The following is a 16,529-nucleotide window of genomic DNA, read 5'->3' as shown; positions in this document are numbered from 1 at the left end:
AAGCACCGTTGCAGTACTAGGACTTGTCCGACCTGGTCAGTGGGTCGGGAACGACTGCCTTCGTTGAGGCGGGACACCGACTTTCGCACTGACGCCCACCGCGTGCGGCGCGTCCATCCATTCCCCCGCACACCACGACGGCCGCATAACGGACGCACCTCCCTGATGCCAGGACGGCTCGGTCATGCCTCCGGGAGAAACGGTTGCAGGTCCGGATCACTGTGATCGAGTGCGAAGTCGGCCTGCCGGCCGACTGGCCGACTGGCCGGAATGATCTCACCTCGACACCTTGCGGGGGGGGATCACCACTGCCCGGACCGGGCGCCGCGCGGGACCGGCATAGAATGCGCAGGTGGATCGCACACCGCCATGGCCCGTAATCCCGGAGCTTCCGCTCCAGGAACTTGAGTGTTTCTCCGTGCTGGTTCACCAACTCCATTTCGGCCGCACGGCCGAAATCCTGGGTGTCACCCAGGGACGCGTCTCCCAGCTGATCAAGCGCCTGGAGAACCGATTGGGTGCTCCGGTGTTCGTACGAACAAGCCGCCGGGTCGAGCTGACCGATCCGGGGCGAGCACTGGCCGAACAGTACGCCGGCCCACAGCGCGGCCGATGCCTCGGTACGCGCGGGGTCGGCCGTGCGAACCCAGGTCTGCGTCGAGACCGAGACTCCGCCGTACGAGACGCCCCAGAGGACGAGCGCGATCAGTACAGCGACAGTGCTCGCGGTGGCGAACGGCAGCAGTGCTGCGGCCAGTGTGACGCCCGCCAGGGCGGTGGTCACAGCCTCCTTCGTGTACCGGCCTGCCAGCGGGCCGAGAGTGAAGTTGCCGGCGACACCGGCCAGACCGTAGACCAGCAGGCAGCTCGCGATCAGGCCGGCGCTCATGCCCGCGTCCAGCTCGAGGACCGGGCGCACGTACGTGTAACCGGTGAAGTGGCCGAGCACGATCAGCCCCGTGATGGCCAACCCGGCCGCGACACCACGGCTTCTCAGCGCGTCGACGGTTCCGTCGAGGCGGATCCGCTGGTGAACCGGGAGGGCCGGAAGCGTGAGGACCAGGACGCCGGCGGCCACCACACCGACGAGTGCGAGTGCCCAGAACGTGGCACGCCAGCCGAGGAGCGCCGCAAGGAGGGTCCCCAGCGGCACGCCGAGAACCGAGGCGATGGAGACCCCCGAGAAGATCAGCGTGGTGGCAAGCGTGACTCGTGGTCCGCCGACGAGTCGCGGGCCCAGTCCTGCGGCGAGTCCCCACACGACGCCCATCGCAATGCCGAGAAGGATTCGGCTGAAAGCCAGGACCGGGAAGTTGGGTGCGATCGCGGTCAGTGCATTCGCCAGTGACAGCAGAACCATGAAGGCGACGAGCACTCCCTTGCGATCGCGGAGCCCGATGAACGCCGGAACGAAGGGGGACACGGCCGCAGCGACGACCCCGGTGATCGTCAGGGACAGGCCAGTGACACCAGCGGAGACGGAAAGCGCCTCCGACATGGGCGTCAGCAGGCCCACGGGCATCATTTCGGAGGACACCACGGTAAAAGTGCTGAGTGCCACGGCGATGACCGGTGACCAGCGAGGTGTGTCGCCGTCCGCTGTGAGGGGTGTGAGAGCTTCCGCATTTTTCATGTGGCCAGATCACCACCCCCTTGTGGGACCGAACAAGATCGATGATCTCATCCACTCATTACCACGACTCATCGATCAGAGGGCCGGGCCTGCCCCGAGAATTCGGGTTCGGCAACTGCCTGCGCGGCCACGTCGGCGCCCTCGTAGCGACTTGATCGAGGGGCCTCCACGACGTTCGTGCTCGCACTGTGCCTCTCCGGCAGTACGACTTCGACACGATGCGTGCCTTCCTGGCCCGCGCACCCGCGTCCTCGGTCTTTCACCACGCCGCGCTCAACGGGTAGTACCGCTCACCTTCTGGGTTGAGACGGTCTCCTCAAGACGTCCTTTCATTTGGTGAGTCGGCGGTAGCCGATGAGGGCTGCTGCTACGCCGGCGAAGGCGAGGAAGTGCTCGGCCTCGCGTTCGTGGCGGCGGTGCGGGCGGCGGCATCCGGCGGGCCAGGACACCGTTCTCTCCACGACCCAGCGGTGGCGGCCCAGCCGCGTCGAGGACTCCATGCTTTTGCGGGCAATGCGGTGACGGATGCCCCTGCCACGGAGCCGGCGGCGCAGGTGGTCGTAGTCGTAACCCTTGTCGGCATGGAGCTTGGCCGGGCGTCGGGGGCCGTGGCGCGAGCGGATGGGCGGGATTCCGCGTACGAGCGGTTCAAGGCCGAGGCTGTCGTGCGTGTTGGCGCCGGAGATGCCCGGTGACAGGGGCAGCCCGTTCCGGCCGGTGATCAGGTGGATCTTCCATCCGCTCTTGCCACGACCGGTCGGATTCGGCCCGGTCAACGGCCCCCTCTTGCCGCCCGGACACTGACGGAGTCGATCGCGCACCGCGACCGGTCCAGGCGCCCTCGGGCGCCGAGTTCGCCAAGGACGACCCGGTGGAGCCTGGCCCGGACCCGGGCCCGGCTCCACTGGGCGAACCTGGGGTGGACCGTGGGCCAGGCCGGCCCGAACACCGGCGGCAACTGCCGTCAGGTACAGCCCGAGGTGGCCACCGGTCTCGACGTCCCGCAGCTTCACGAACCGCGCCAGCAGCGCCGGGCCCCTGGGCGTGCTGAATTTCAGCAGCTCCCGCGCGAGCATGCTCGGCCCCGCTCACCCACCTGCTCTTCAGTTCTTCTGCACTTGGTCGAAGGACAGGTCGACGGGGGTCTCCCGGCCGAAGAAATGGACCAGAGCCTTGACCCTTCTCGAGTGGGGCCCGACCTCTTTGACAGTCGCCTGGAAAGTGGCAAAAGGGCCACCGCTGATGGTCACGGAGTCGCCGACCTCGATATCGGCCTCGGTGGGGGCCGTCGACACGAACATCGAAGTGAGTGCCCATGCCAATCGGGACAACCACTCCTCCCCGCTGCCCTGCACCCAGGGGTACTCGGCCTGGAAGCGTGCCCATGCCACGGGCCATTGGTGTACCCGGTCCGGGTCGAATCCTTTCGGGTTGGTGTGGCCGTATCCGCCGGACAGGACGTCTTCGAGGAGACGTGTGGACAGCCTGGTACGGCGGTCCTCGGCCAGGAGGACGGCGTCGTAGAGGTCCTTGCCCTGGGCACCGTCATCCTCCTCGGACTCGACTTGCAGCCAGAGGATCTTCCAGGCAAGTGAGAGTTCACGGCTTGCCGTCTGAACCACGACGGGCGGTTCGCCGCAGCCGACTGGCAAGGCCGTCAACTCCGGCAGGGCGGAGAACATGTCGTCGGTGGCGAAGTCCACGCGTATCCTGCCGGTCGGCAATCCGGATGCCCGCCAGGGCACTTCCAGCCGCACCCCTGGCCCGTGGTAGGACCAGCCTCCGTCGCTCGACTCCGCGTATGCCCGATCGGCGTCGAGTACCACGCCGCCCGGCGCCTCGGGCCGTTGCCTGATCCGCTCAAGCAGGTCCATGTACAGGGATTCGGCGCCCTCGTCCGCTGAGGCGGCCTCCAACAGCCGGTCCAGGTCCGCCGACGGATGCCGCACATCCCAGGTCCCATGAATGCCGTGCGCATCGTCTGCCGGCTCCAGCGCGTCCACCACGTCGGGCCAGGTGCGGGTCAGGTCGATGAGGTTTCCGTACGGCCAGCCCCCGTCGAGCATGTCGCGAACGACCACCCAGTCGAGATCGGCCGGCTCCCGGGCCCGCTCACCGGCCCATGCCTGGAGCGGCAGGCTGCCCCGTAGTACCAGGCTGTCACTCCACCAGGATCCGGCGATCAGAGCGAGCACGTGATCGATCGCCGCCCGGCGCGCGGTCCGCCAGCGCACGGCCTGTGCCAGGTCCGCGAACTCCGGCTCCCCGGCGCGCGACCGACGGTCGAACTCCTCCGGCGGGGATTGCCGGCCCACGACCGCCCCCTTCGACGCCTGGGGAGCCGGATGGTTCCGATCTCCCTTCGTCATACGGCATCGCTCCCGTCCGCGACTATCCAGCCTGCGTCCATGACGAGGTTGTCATCGTGCACCACGAACTCCTCCTCGACCTCCGCAGCCACGAACCCCGCGTCGGCGAGTGATACCAGCAAGGCATCCAGTCGCGCGCGAGCAGCAGGACGGCCGACCAGTCGGCAGCGCTGCGTGACGAAGCGCTCATGACGACCACCGCTCAGCGGACGACGTGCGTTGCGGGAGACATGCGCTGCCTGGAGCTCACACAGGGACCGCACCGCCGCCACCTGGCCGACATCGGCCAACACCAGCTTCACGTGATGCTCGAAGTAGCACTGCGGCGGGAGCTGCACAGCCTCCCAGGCTGTCTGTGGTACGTCCTGGTTCCATGGCGCCGCCTCGATCTTCACGCGCGTGACCTCGAAGCCCTCACAACGCAGTTGTTCCACGTGCCTTCCGGCAACAGCCCGTTGCAGGGCCAGAGTCCCACGGCCGGAGATGGTGAGCATCGGTTGGTCCGGCGTCTTCCCCCGATCCAGGACGATTCGGGAGTACTTCAACCCGTTGCACTCCGCCCAGCGAGCCAACGACGGTTCCTCCTCATCATTCAGACGCACCGTCAGATGAGTCTCGAAGTCACCGGTGAAGTGCTTCTCCTCGGCCCTGTTGTCGAGTCCGCCGGCGGAACGGGGGGTGCACGGGGAGCCGGCAGCTCCGTACATGGCCGTGCCCCTCCGTGTCCCGGGCTCCAACGGCACTGTCGGCAACCCTGCATCCGACGACCACTCATCCGCAGTCGTGGGTTCAGTCCGCAGGCCGCCGTTCCGCAGATCACCAAACATGGCTGGCACAGTAGACGGCCCCACTGACAACGGCCCCGACTCCCCTCGCCGCCGGACAGGACCATCGAGGCCTCACGCAACGCCGTCACCGCTGACGTCGGCCCGCCCCTTCCGCCCCTTGACGACTCGGAGCTCGAAGTCCGTACCGCCGCCTGCTGCGCCATGGCCGCTGCGTCGGGCGAGGGCCGCCGCATCGCAGAAGCCCTCTGTGCCCGCCGGGGCACGGAGCAGCCATTCGTTGCCGTCGGCGCGGCGGCCCCGCGAGCGAGGATCAGAACCAAGACCTTCCGGTCACAACCATCGATGCAGTCCCGGTGGTAATCCGCAGGAATTATGTCGCGGCGACCGCCACGCCGTCCGGCTGGTTGGTCAGTGAGTGCCGCTGACCAGCAGGGCCGTCGCTTGACGGCCCGTCCAAAGTGTGTGATCTCGGCCTGGGGTTTCGGCCCCCCACGTCACGAGCAACGATAGAAGGCGGCGGACCGACCCCCGCCCTCGCGCGGGCTTCGGCGTGCTTGGACGGAGGTCCGCGGCCTGGTCGGCAAACGAAGGCGTACTCAAGCGATCAACGCGTCACCATCGGTCAGGAGCAGCTGGTGGCTGTCAGTCACGGTGCGGGATGGCGGAGTTGTTCGGTGATCGCTGCGTAGCTGTTGTTGCCGTGTCCGTTGGCAACTGCTCGTTCGGCCAGGGTCGCGAGGAGTTCGGGTAGTTCGGTGTTGATGTCGGCGGCGTGGCTTTCGTGGAGGAGGTGTTTCATTCCGGTCAGGTTCGTGTTGACGGTGGAGTCGGTGGCCGGGTAGGTGCCGTCGTCGATCTGCTGTGCATAGCCGGGCACCCAGTCGGCCACGGATTCGATGCCCGCCTTGGCGAGGCGGGCGAATGCGGTCGCGGGGATTCCCGCCTTGCCGAGCAGGGCAGCGCCGTGCAGGAAGCCGTTGAGAGTGCTCCACACCAAACTCAGCGCGGCCGCGTCGAACAGGGATGGCAGGCCGTGGTCTGCGCCGACGTACACGGGAGTGCCGAGACTGCCGAGTACCTGTTGGTGTTGGCTGAATACGGCGGTCGGACCGCTGTAGAGGATGGCGGCGTTCGCGGTACCGATGGCCGGGGGTACGGCCATGATCGCGCCGTCGAGGTAGGCGGCACCTTGGAGCGCCACCCACTTGGCTGTCTCACGGGCCGCTTGTGAGGTGCCCGAGGTCAGGTTGACCAGGGTGCGGCCGGATAGGTCCCGGCTCACGGGTTCGAGGATGTCGCGCACGTTGTCGTAGTCGGAAACACAAATGACCACGAGCGGGCTGGCCGTGACGGCGTCACGGACGGTCCAGGCGAGCTGCGCGCCCTGCGCGGTGAGGGGTTCGGCCTTGGCGCGGGTGCGGTTCCACACGGTGGTGGGATGGCCTTGGCCCAGGAAGGCCTGAGCGAGGGCCTGGCCCATCAGGCCCAGGCCGAGAACCGAGAGGGGGATACGGCCGGTGTCGGTGTCGAGATCGTGCATCTTGTGCTCGCTTCCGGTGAATCGGCATGGGTGGAGGGGTGCCTGGGGGTCAGCTCGTGGTCTTGGGCAGTCGCCAGGAGGCGCGCAACTGACGCACCAGGACGGAGGCCGGGGTCAGGCGGACGAGGGTGTTGCGTACCCGGGTGCGTGTGGGGGTGCTCCAGTGGGCGATGCGTCCGATCTGGCGGGCGGCCTTGACGACGGCGTTGGCCCTGGGCTGGCGGAAGCGTTCGTAGCGGCGTAGGGCGTCGGGGGTGGGACCGTGCTCGGCGATCAGGTCGGTGAGGGCGAGAGCGTCCTCGATGGCCTGGCACGCGCCCTGGCCCAGGTTGGGGGTCATGGGGTGGGCGGCGTCGCCGAGCAGGGTGGTGCGGCCCCGGCCCCACTGCGTGACCGGCGGGCGGTCGCGGATGTCGTCGCGGCGGATGGCGCTGAGGGGAGTGTCCTCGACGGCCTGGCGGACATAGTCGGGGAACTCGCCCGTGGCCCGGGTGAGCGCGGCACGGGTGTCGCTGTCCTTGCCGTCGGCGGGACCGTTGGCGCACAGGAACCAGTACAGGCGGCCACCGTCGATGACGCATCCGCCGAAGCGGCGGCCCGCTCCCCACATCTCTCCAACCCAGTCGCTGGGCAGGGGGTTGGTGTCGGTGACGCCGCGCCAGCAGTAGTAGCCGCTGTAGCTGGGCGCCTGGGCGCCCAGCAGTGCGGTGCGGACGGTGGAGCGCAGACCGTCCGCACCGACCAGCACGGAGCCGCGTGCTTCTTGCCCATCCGCAAGGGTGACGGTGGCCCGATCGGGGTCAACAGCGGTGACGGTCGAGGCGAGCCTCAGTTCGCTGGTGCCGAGCTGGCCGACCAGCGCCTGGTGGATGGTGGCACGGTGCAGGCCCAGGGTGGGGGCGCCGATCTCCGCCAGCAAGGCGCCGGCCTGGGCGGGGCTGGGCTGCAGCAACACGCGGCCGTGAGCGTCATAGACGGCGGCCGTGGAAAGCCGCGCGCCGGCGGCTTCGAAAGGCTCGGCCAGGCCCAGACGGCGCAGCGCCATCAGCGCGTTGGGCTGCACGGTCAGGCCGGCCCCGACAGGGGCGAGCTGTTCGGCCTGCTCCAGGACGACGGCCGGAATGCCGCGGCCGGCGAGTCCGGCTGCGAGAGTGAGTCCGCCGATGCCTGCTCCGGCGATGAGTACGGGGTCCATAAGGTGCTTTCTCTTTCGGTTTCTTGCCGGGTTCTGGAACCGCCTTGCGGCAGACTCCGCCCCGCGGACGGCAGTGCGGAGGTCAGTCGGTGAAGGTGCGCAACAGGCTCAGCAGTGTGGTACGGAGTTCGGCCGGGTCGAGGTCGAGTCCGTCCGGGCCGGCCAGATACTCGAAAAGCAGACCGTCGATGGAAGCGACAAGTGCTTTCGCCTCCACACACCCAATCCCTCTACAGAAGTAGAGTACCATCGTTACTACAACTGTAGAGGCGGGGTGAAGGGAAGGCGTGAGGGGAAGACCGGTGCGGTGAAACCACCAGCCCTCCTCCAGGATGTTCGGGGTCCGTCCCGGGCGCGGACCGAAGGTAGGCCCACCGGTATCGGATCGTGGTCAGAGTGCGCCGGACCCAGAACCTCCCCGGGCACGGCCATCTGCCAGCCACCTGTGGCTGAGGGCCGGTGCACAACGATCGGAGACCATCAAGCCGCCGCATGAAACATCACGAACCGCGGAAACTCTGTTGTGACACCGGAGGCGGAACTGCAGAATGCCCGCGCTGAGGTACACATGATCTATCGAGGATGACAGTGACGGAGAACGACGAGCAGCGCCAAACCCTGACCAACGCGCAAGGCGTGCCGGTCCTGACCTATCTGCAGGGTGTTCGGGAGGGGCACCCATGGGCGGACCTGGCCGAAGTGGTCGGCCCCGACCCCGTGGAATCAATCGTCGCCGGCATGTCCGGATGGGCAGTCTCGGGATCCGTGGAGCTTGGTGAGCAACTGCTGCGCCGTGGCGCACGAGTGATGCGGCACGCCCACGAGATGCGGAGAGACCTGGTCGTGTGTCCGCCGCCGGCCGATTGGTCATCACGCGCCCTGGGCAACGGACTTCGGGCAGTTCCTTGCGACCTCGACGCCGAAGCGGTGTTCCCTGCCTGGCGAGCCGCCTTCCCTGCCGACCACCCCGACCACCACCGCGGCAGTGACGAAGAAGCACTCGACGAGAGCCTGGCACCGATGCTGGCGGGTTCCGTTCTCGGGCCGGTGCTTCCATGCAGCGCCTTGGTGGTGGACGAGACGGACCGCGTGGTCGCTGGGGCGATTGTCACCAACCGTGACGGCCTGCCGTGGATCGCGGACGTGTTCCGCCGGCCCGGAGCCCGCTACGCGGGCCTTGGCGCCAATCTGCTGCGTCGTGTGCTCAGCAGTGCTGCGGCCGACGGACTGGCCGACATTTCGCTCGTCGTGAGCGATGCGAATCCAGCCCGCCGCGTCTACGAGAAGCTCGGCTTCCAACTGACCGGCACATCACTGACTGTCGTAGTGCCGTAGGTCAAGGAACGCTTCCCCGCCCCGCAGCCGGTACGCGTCGACTGTTCACGGCGGTCCGTCGGCTCGCGCACCAGCACCGGAGGTCACCGTCGAGTTCTGCGACGAGGCGGACCGTACTGCAGGGCGAGCCGGCGGTTCCGGTGGATGGACGCAGGCCACTTGCCGACCGCTCCTGTCCGCCGGCAAGGACAGCGTCAGCAGTTCCCTGAGTCCTTCGAGGAACCGCTGACGCGGCCGCAAGGCCCAGCCGCAAGTCCATCAGCCAGACGGAACAGGCTGCGAGAGTCCTGCGGCGGAATGCGACCGTGTACCGCAAGAGGTACAGCTCCTCCCTACGTTGGCGGTGCTCTGTCCTCTCCACTGAGCAATTGCCGCACCCTGACCCGGCTGCACGTAGCCCGGCCTGCTCGCTGGCAAACTGCAGGAAGAGTCACAGGAGGCCGCCAAGCAACTGGTGTCACTGCCGACCTCGGCAGCGCAGGCTGGGACGCCGGGCCGCTTCCTCGCACCCGCAGGGACGGCAACACGCCGTTCCTGGTGCTCCGACCGGGAGGGTTCACCGGGTTGTGGGGACAGACACGCTGGTTGAGGCGATGTCCGCGTGTGGGTGTACAGCCGCTGTGGGAAGGCGTCGCGTCGTTCGCCTTCTGAGCGGTAGGGGTGGGCGTAGGCCCATTCGGCGCGCCGGGTGCGGTTGAGGCGTTCGACTTTGCCGTTGGTCTGGGGGCGATAGGGCCGGGTGCGTTTGTGGGTGATCCCGGCTGCTGTCAGGGTGTCGTGCCAGGCGCGGGGCTTGCAGCAGGAGCCGTTGTCGGTCAGGACCCGTTCGACGGTGATGCCGCATGAGGTGAAGTAGGCCTGGGCGCGGGTCCAGAAGGCGGGCGAGGTCTCCTTGCTTCGACGGGATCGACGCCATCTGCGACCAGCAACTGATGGTCGCCAGGCCGTCGTCGCCGACTGGCCGGGTCCGCAGCGCAGCAGGAGGCCGACGCATGGTGTTGCACCTCATGCACAGCGTCGTGGATCGGTGCGCCTCCACCGTCCGACAGGGCGGCGGACTTGAACGCTCACCGGCCCTCTCACCGAACAGCGGCGTCGTGGAGAATATCGGCGGGCCGCTGCCGTTCGAGACGCTCTACGGGGCGGAAGCCGCTCCCGTCAGACGTTCTTCGGTGACTCACGGATGAAGCGGCCTGGTGAAACCGTAGAGCAGGTCGAGAAAACGTCTGTGAAGTTCGTCGGAAGTCAGGCCAAGCGCACCCGCGCCTGCCAGGTGATCGAAGACGAGGCCGTCCAGGAAGGCCACGAGTATCGGCGCCTGTGATGGTGGATCGCATGCGCCCACGGCGGTGAGCAAATCCCTTGCCAGGGCTCGGTATACCTCGCCTGCGGCGACGAGGACGGCATGCAACTCGGGCCGCCGCGTGGACTCCAAGGACAGTTCGTAGCGGGCAAGCATGCGTTCGCGACCGTCGGTGACCCAGTGTTCGACGAGGTCGGCAGCGACCGTGGCAACCTGGGCGATGTCCGCCGGTTCGGTGATGACGGGGCGGTCGGCCAGGTCGGCGAGATCCGCCTCGGCCAACCGCTCGACCGTCGCCTGCAGGAGCGCCTGCCGGGTGCGGAAGTAGTACGAGCATGTGCCGGTCGGCACACCGGCGACCTCATCGACTGCACGGTGCGTCAGACCGCGCATCCCCGCCCGGGCCAGCGTGCTGATCGCCGCATCGGCCAGCTCCTGCCGTCTTGTCGTACGTTCGGCCACTGGCTCCTCCTCGCGCGATCACCCCCACTCTACAGATGTAGTATACCCTCCTCCGCCGGTGCAACATGTCCACGATTGCTACAAATGTAGAGGAGAAGTCCGCGCGACCACCTGCAACGCATTCAGCACAATCGCGGTCGGAGGGGGATCAGCGGCCTGGCCTCCGCCGTCGCGCTGATCCGGCAGGCTGGCGGGTGGAGGCGTTGGAACGCGCCGCAACCTTCACGCCCCCCGCCGCCCTGCACACGAACACTCGCGTCACCGCCGTCAAGGACCACCGCTCATACATTGAAGTCCAGCATGGCGAGGGGCTCGGCGTCTTCGTCCGGCTCAAGCAGATTGCGCTTCGGTCCCACGACCGGATCGTCGGGCTCGTGCCTGGCGCGCGGCGGAGTCATCGATTGCCCGGCCTCGTCCTCGAAAAGGATCCTGGCCCGCGCCCCTCCGCACAACTCTTACCCGCGGCCAGGTCTCCTTCTTCCACATTTCGACCGCCGAGTCGCCCCGTTCGATTGCCCGCCCGGCTGACTACTGCCAGCTCCAGCCGTGCCGATCCCTTCGGCAGCCTCCAGGTGCCCTCGACCGTGCAGTCGAGTAGCCGAGGGGGATCTCGCCCCTCGGCTCTCACAGAACCGTGCGTAACGATCTCCCGTTACACGGCTCTTGTCGCTCTGATCATCAGACCTCCGCGGCGGCCGTAGTGAGGCGCCAGTGCACGAACATGCGGGGGTATCGCTGGGCGATCTCCTGCATCTTCGAATACGCCTTCTTCTGGGCCGCGAGCCGCTTGTACTTGTTGCGGATCCAACGCACCAGGTAGGTGTTGNAGGAGCGCTTCTTCAGGACGCGTACCTCACCGGTGACCGGGTTCGGCCCCGAGCAGTCGGGCGGTCGCCGACGAACGGGTAGGCGTGGAACTCCTGGCCGCCGTGCTCCGCCAGGCTGGTGAGCCGAGGGGGATCTCGCCCCTCGGCTCTCACAGAACCGTGCGTAACGATCTCCCGTTACACGGCTCTTGTCGCTCTGATCATCAGACCTCCGCGGCGGCCGTAGTGAGGCGCCAGTGCACGAACATGCGGGGGTATCGCTGGGCGATCTCCTGCATCTTCGAATACGCCTTCTTCTGGGCCGCGAGCCGCTTGTACTTGTTGCGGATCCAACGCACCAGGTAGGTGTTGACGCGCGCCAAGAAGCGGTCCAACTCCCAGGCCGGAAACGGCCGTAGTAATTGATCCAGCCCCCGATCACAGGATTCATCCTGCGAGCGAGCTCGTTGAAGGTCAGATCAGCACGTCGGTGCAGTCGCCAGGACCGCACCTCTCGACCGATCCTCGTCAGGGCCTCCCTGCTGATCCCCGGCTCGAACGACAGGAACAGCTTCCCGTGCCGATTCCGGTTCTTCCGGGCGCGGAACGTGTACCCAAGGAAGGTGAAGGCCGTGTGCTCGAAGGAGCACCGGCGGTTGCCGTCCTTGCAGTAAACAATCCGGGTCTTGCCCGGGTGCAGACGCAGCCCGACCTCGACCATCCTGTTCGTGAGCGCAGCCAGCACCAGGCGGGCCTCTTGCTCGGTGACGCAGTGCAGGACCGCGTCGTCCGCGTAACGCTCGAACCAAACGGACGGGAACTCCCGCTCCATCCACATATCGAACGCGTAGTGCAGGAACAGGTTTGCCAGAACGGGAGAGACCGGTGCCCCTTGAGGCGTCCCGCGCTCCCGCTCCCCCAGGGAGCCGTCGGGCATGACGAGCGGGGCGGTAAGCCACCTCCGCACATACAAGTTCACCCAGACGGCGTTGGTGTGTGCGGCCACCGCCTTGACCAGCAGGTCCCAGGGCACGCTGTCGAAGAACTTGGCAATGTCGAACTCGACCACCCAGTCCCGCCGCCAGCTACGCTCCCTGCATTTCCCTACCGCGTCCAAGGCAGACCGTCCGGGCCGATATCCGTAGCTGTCGGGGTGGAAAATGGGTTCCACCCTTCGCATGAGATGCCGGGCTACGACGGTCTGAGCTACCCGGTCGGCGACAGCGGGAATGCCGAGCATTCTCGTGCCACCGCCGTTCGGCTTCGGAATGGCCACCGCCCGCACCGGAGGCGGGAAGTGCGAGCCCGATGACATGCGGTTCCAGACCTTGTAAAGGTTTCCCTTCAGGTCCTTCTCGAAGTCGTCGATGCTCTGCCCATCAACTCCGGGCGCACCTTTATTGGCCTTGACTTCCTCCCACGCTTCCTTGACTTCCCACTTCGAGATATCAAACGGCTTGGTCGATGACTTCAACTGGTTCATCGCACTTCTCCCAGACATCATCCGGTTGATGTGATCAACTCAGTCACGAGCGACCCGGCCCCTTCGCTCCACCCCCGTTACAGGGGCTTCATCACTACTACAAGCCGGTCCGCCAGCAGGTACGACATCGGTACTCAACCCCTCACGGTGTCTGCCGCTTGGGGCACTCCCTCTCGCCACCGCAGCACGGCAGCAGTGACGGACCTGCCTTCTCCTGTTCCATGCGGAAGCAGCAGATCGGGCTCACGTCGCCTTCATGCCGGACACCACCTGGCCAATAAACGGGCACCCGCCAGGCTCATCCCAGGGCCATCTCCACACCCCGGTTTCGATGTCGTCTGCTTCCATTTCGACACGTCAGCAGCGATTCACTTGCGTTCGTCTTCCCGATCCCCACCTGACGCCTCTAACGACGCCTTTTCCTCATCGCTCACCACGACAGTCATTAGCTAACGCAGCATGAGGCGGTTTGGAGCCTCCCCCCGCAGGGCGACTCCGAAGGGCCAAACCTTCATCTCCCACATAGCACCGCGATTGGAAGCTGTTCCTACAACCAGCTCCTTCTCACGCTCAGGACACACGGAGACATGGAACAGCCGATTGATTGGTGTCTGGATCCGCGCGAGCGTCCACCGCCGGTCCACCCACCTGTGGACCAGGGAATGCGCCGCCAACTCACGCCCGGGCCTCGCCGCCTGGGCCCGGCTGAGCCGCGGTCAGCCCCGGGAACCCTTTGTCAGAAGGTGTACCGGGCACTGTGTCCGGTGTGTATGGCAGCGCCGATGAGACTGGTGCAGATCCGTTGCGCGGCGGTGAGCGCGTCGGTGCCGAGGTCCGGGCGCATGCGATCCACGCTCCCCCAGCCGACCAGCCGACCAGCCGACCAGCCGACCAGGCGGCGCGAGGCGAGGCCGATGACGGTGGCCAGGCGGGGAACTTCCCGCCGTCGACGGGAAGACGCTGCGTGTTCCTCGAACAGCTCGCGCTCCCGCTGAATCCCGGCTGACCAGCGGATTCACCTGTCCGTACGAGAAGAGAAACCAGCCCGGAGCAGTGGAACCCGGCGTCCGCCCAAGACGCCCCCGGTCCCCGGCCTGCCCGCCCTCGGCCACTGGACAACGAAGCGGGTCACCGACACCGGCGGGGCTGCGGGGTCGGGCTCACAAGGCGGCATCTGCCGACGACGCACGCACCGTTCGGTGTGCCGATCCCGACAATCGCCCTCTCGGGCCAGCGCTGCACGAAATTGACGCACTGCACGGGGTTCATGCCGTGCGCGGGATCCTCTGCGCACGGCCGTGGAGCCGGACCGCCGTGACGATCTCAACGATGCCGACCGCGACCAACCACCAGCCGGTGACCAGGGTGAGCACGGCGATCGAGTTGAACGGCGAGATGATCAGCACGATCCCCGCGATGAAGGTGACGACGCCGAGGGTGGCCTGCCAGCCGCGCGCGGGCATGGTGGGGTCGTGAACGACGGCCAGAGTATGGGTGATCCCGCGGATCAGCCAGCCGATGCCGATCCACAACGCGAGTAGCAGGATCGACTCCAACCGGCCCCGGAAACAGAACAGGCCCAGCAGGATCGACAGGGCGCCGCTGATGAAGGCCAGGACACGCAGTGCGGTCGCCTTGTGCGTGCCGAAGGCGGCCGCCAGTTGGAGCACGCCGCTGAGAATGAGGTAGATGCCGAAGAGGATCCCGGCGACGAGCAGGGACGGGCCCGGCCAGGCCAGGATCACGATCCCAAGGATCAGGGAGGCGATGCCGGTCATCAGGACGACCTGCCAGGCGGTGCGGGAGAGGCGGTGCAGGACCCCCTCGAAGGGTGGCTCCATGTAGCCCGAGTGCAGTTTGGGCGCGTACATGTCACCTGCGGCATGCGTGTGACGGTCGTCGTATTCCGGCCCCCGGGGGGAGCCGCTCGGTACGTCGGTCATGATCCATGCTTGTACCGGGCACGGGCGCCCCGCCATCTTTGCCGGTCCAACCGGCTGACGGCAAAGGCGCGGACCGCGCCGCACGGAACCTGGTGAACCGCAGGCCGTGTCCAACCGGTTCCGCGCCGAACACCCCGGATCCCGTGCCCGCACCCAATCGGTAAGCCGCGTTTACCGATCGTTGCGCGGACAAGCGCTGTTCCCGGCAGGAAGCGGCGCGAGCCTGAATGGCGTGACAAACGATCTCGCAACCGCGCCGCTCCGTACCCGAGCGCCCGGCACCCGTCCTCGCAGAGCAGGCATCGCCTCCCTGTCGGCCCTCGCACTCGGAGCTTTCGCCGTCGGCACCACGGAGGTGGTCATCGCCGGACTGCTCCCCGAAGTGGCCACGGACTTCGGCGTCTCGCTGCCCACGGCGGGCCTACTCGTGTCGGGCTATGCCGTGGGCATGGTGGTGGGCGCCCCACTGCTCACGGTCCTGGGCGCGAGGCTCCCCCGCAAACACCTGCTTCTCTGGCTGGTCGCCCTCTTCACTGCGGCCGGTCTGCTCAGCGCACTGGCCCCCGGATATGAAGTACTGCTCGCCGGGCGGGTGTTGTCGGCCCTCGCCGGAGGTGCCTATGTGGGAACCGCCGCGGTCGTAGCGGCGGGCCTCGTCGCGCCGGAGCGCAGGGCGAGTGCCATCGCCACGGTATTCATGGGGCTGAGCCTCGCCAATGTGCTCGGCGTCCCCGGCGGCACCGCGCTGGGGCAGGCGCTCGGCTGGCGGGCCGCGTTCTGGGGGGTGACCGCTATCGGCGCAGTGCTGCTGGCTGCGATCGCGGCGCTGGTCCCGCCGATACCCCGAGAGCGGGGCGTCGGCTTCCGCCAGGAGCTGGCGGTCTTCCGGCGCGGCCGGGTCTGGCTCGCCCTGGCGGCGACCGCCTTCGGCTGGGCGCCCTACCTCACCGTCCTCACATACATCACCCCCCTGCTCACCGAGGTCACCGGTTTTGACGACCGTACGGTCCCGCTCATGTTGGTCCTGATCGGCATCGGAATGGTCGTGGGCACCCCGCTGGCCGGGCGACTCGCGGACCGGGCGCTGCTGCCCACGCTGTACGGGGCGCTTGCCGGGATCACGGTCGTCTCCGCGTTTCTGATCCTCGCTGTACAGAGCAAGCCCGCCGCGATCGTCGGCTTCCTGCTCTTCGGCCTGGTGGGGGCCGCAGTGATCCCGCCCTCTCAGACGCGGGTCCTGGAGGCGGCCCGGGGCGCCGACAACCTCGCGTCGGCGGCCAATGTTTCGGCGTTCAACATCGGCAACGCGGGCGGCCCGCTGCTGGCGGGCGCGGCGCTCTCGGCGGGCCGGGGCTACACGTCGTCGCTGTGGATCGCGGCAGCCCTGGGCGCGACCGGCCTGACCCTCGCGCTCGCCACGACGGCGCTGCACCGCCGCACGCACCGACACCGCACGTCCGCCGCCACCCGCCGCTGACATGACACCAACCTCACGAGACAGCGCAACTGACGAGCGGCGAACCGGGTGACAAGTATCCCGTCAGTGGCTTCCTGGGCGGGTTTTCACGTCCCAGGCAGCCACGCCCGGCACATCGAGATCACCCAAGCCTGCAGACGCCACCGGCGGTGGGGCGGGTGGGCCTTCCCCGCCCCACCGGAGGGGCCGACTTGG

General features: G+C 67.5%; 11 protein-coding genes and 5 pseudogenes. 4 read left to right on the top strand and 12 right to left on the bottom strand.

Annotated features, from left to right (window positions below; translation table 11 throughout):
• Positions 1-352 precede the first annotated feature (352 nt).
• Positions 353-514, top strand: a pseudogene (locus AMK22_RS39710) (helix-turn-helix domain-containing protein); the annotation flags it as partial.
• An 87-nt stretch (positions 515-601) separates the two neighbouring features.
• Here AMK22_RS39710 and AMK22_RS41360 read toward each other — a convergent pair.
• From AMK22_RS41360 to AMK22_RS41895, 7 genes and pseudogenes are all read right to left on the bottom strand, one after another.
• A pseudogene (locus AMK22_RS41360) lies at positions 602-1,633 on the bottom strand (MFS transporter); the annotation flags it as partial.
• 329 nt (positions 1,634-1,962) lie between these two features.
• A pseudogene (locus tag AMK22_RS31380) lies at positions 1,963-2,621 on the bottom strand (IS5 family transposase); the annotation flags it as partial.
• 115 nt (positions 2,622-2,736) lie between these two features.
• Complete coding sequence (locus AMK22_RS40270) at positions 2,737-3,948, bottom strand: nucleotidyl transferase AbiEii/AbiGii toxin family protein (RefSeq protein ID WP_199883361.1); 1,212 nt, start codon at positions 3,946-3,948, stop codon at positions 2,737-2,739.
• 50 nt (positions 3,949-3,998) lie between these two features.
• Complete coding sequence (locus AMK22_RS31365; protein WP_242434226.1) at positions 3,999-4,709, bottom strand: hypothetical protein; 711 nt, start codon at positions 4,707-4,709, stop codon at positions 3,999-4,001.
• Positions 4,710-5,436: 727 nt separating this feature from the next.
• Positions 5,437-6,330 (bottom strand): NAD(P)-dependent oxidoreductase, encoded by an 894-nt coding sequence (locus tag AMK22_RS31360; protein WP_073790587.1) that lies wholly within the window; start codon positions 6,328-6,330, stop codon positions 5,437-5,439.
• A gap of 49 nt (positions 6,331-6,379) precedes the next feature.
• Positions 6,380-7,525: an FAD-dependent monooxygenase gene (locus AMK22_RS31355; RefSeq protein WP_073790585.1), complete on the bottom strand. Its 1,146-nt coding sequence runs from the start codon at positions 7,523-7,525 to the stop codon at positions 6,380-6,382.
• Between the two features lie 82 nt (positions 7,526-7,607).
• On the bottom strand, positions 7,608-7,742 hold the full coding sequence (locus tag AMK22_RS41895; RefSeq protein WP_274535456.1) for a hypothetical protein: 135 nt from the start codon (positions 7,740-7,742) through the stop codon (positions 7,608-7,610).
• 371 nt (positions 7,743-8,113) lie between these two features.
• Between AMK22_RS41895 and AMK22_RS31350 the strand changes: the two genes are divergently transcribed.
• Positions 8,114-8,860, top strand: coding sequence for a GNAT family N-acetyltransferase (locus tag AMK22_RS31350; protein WP_073790583.1), 747 nt, complete (start codon positions 8,114-8,116; stop codon positions 8,858-8,860).
• A 582-nt stretch (positions 8,861-9,442) separates the two neighbouring features.
• Here AMK22_RS31350 and AMK22_RS41350 read toward each other — a convergent pair.
• Positions 9,443-9,754: pseudogene (locus AMK22_RS41350) on the bottom strand (integrase core domain-containing protein); the annotation flags it as partial.
• A gap of 38 nt (positions 9,755-9,792) precedes the next feature.
• On the opposite strand from AMK22_RS41350, the gene AMK22_RS42465 reads away from it, so the two are divergent.
• Positions 9,793-10,047, top strand: coding sequence for a DUF6928 family protein (locus AMK22_RS42465; protein ID WP_443333332.1), 255 nt, complete (start codon positions 9,793-9,795; stop codon positions 10,045-10,047).
• Here AMK22_RS42465 and AMK22_RS31340 read toward each other — a convergent pair.
• The 4 genes and pseudogenes from AMK22_RS31340 to AMK22_RS31330 form a co-directional block, all read right to left on the bottom strand.
• Positions 10,038-10,625 carry a TetR/AcrR family transcriptional regulator gene (locus AMK22_RS31340; protein ID WP_073790581.1) on the bottom strand — a complete coding sequence of 196 codons (588 nt, stop codon included), beginning with the start codon at positions 10,623-10,625 and terminating at the stop codon, positions 10,038-10,040. The two genes, AMK22_RS42465 and AMK22_RS31340, sit on opposite strands and share 10 nt — an antisense overlap.
• A gap of 377 nt (positions 10,626-11,002) precedes the next feature.
• Positions 11,003-11,211: pseudogene (locus tag AMK22_RS42460) on the bottom strand (IS630 family transposase); the annotation flags it as partial.
• A 241-nt stretch (positions 11,212-11,452) separates the two neighbouring features.
• Positions 11,453-12,914, bottom strand: a 1,462-nt coding sequence (ltrA, locus tag AMK22_RS31335) for a group II intron reverse transcriptase/maturase (protein WP_242434225.1), incomplete at its 3' end; no start/stop codon positions are given.
• A gap of 1,265 nt (positions 12,915-14,179) precedes the next feature.
• Complete coding sequence (locus tag AMK22_RS31330) at positions 14,180-14,857, bottom strand: HdeD family acid-resistance protein (RefSeq protein WP_073790579.1); 678 nt, start codon at positions 14,855-14,857, stop codon at positions 14,180-14,182.
• A gap of 232 nt (positions 14,858-15,089) precedes the next feature.
• On the opposite strand from AMK22_RS31330, the gene AMK22_RS31325 reads away from it, so the two are divergent.
• Positions 15,090-16,334 carry an MFS transporter gene (locus AMK22_RS31325; RefSeq protein WP_242434223.1) on the top strand — a complete coding sequence of 415 codons (1,245 nt, stop codon included), beginning with the start codon at positions 15,090-15,092 and terminating at the stop codon, positions 16,332-16,334.
• Positions 16,335-16,529: the final 195 nt, after the last annotated feature.

It is taken from the genome of Streptomyces sp. CB01580, from assembly GCF_001905795.1.
Taxonomy (GTDB): domain Bacteria; phylum Actinomycetota; class Actinomycetes; order Streptomycetales; family Streptomycetaceae; genus Streptomyces.
Note: the sequence above shows the minus strand (reverse complement) of the source record. Positions and strands in the feature narration are given on the sequence as shown.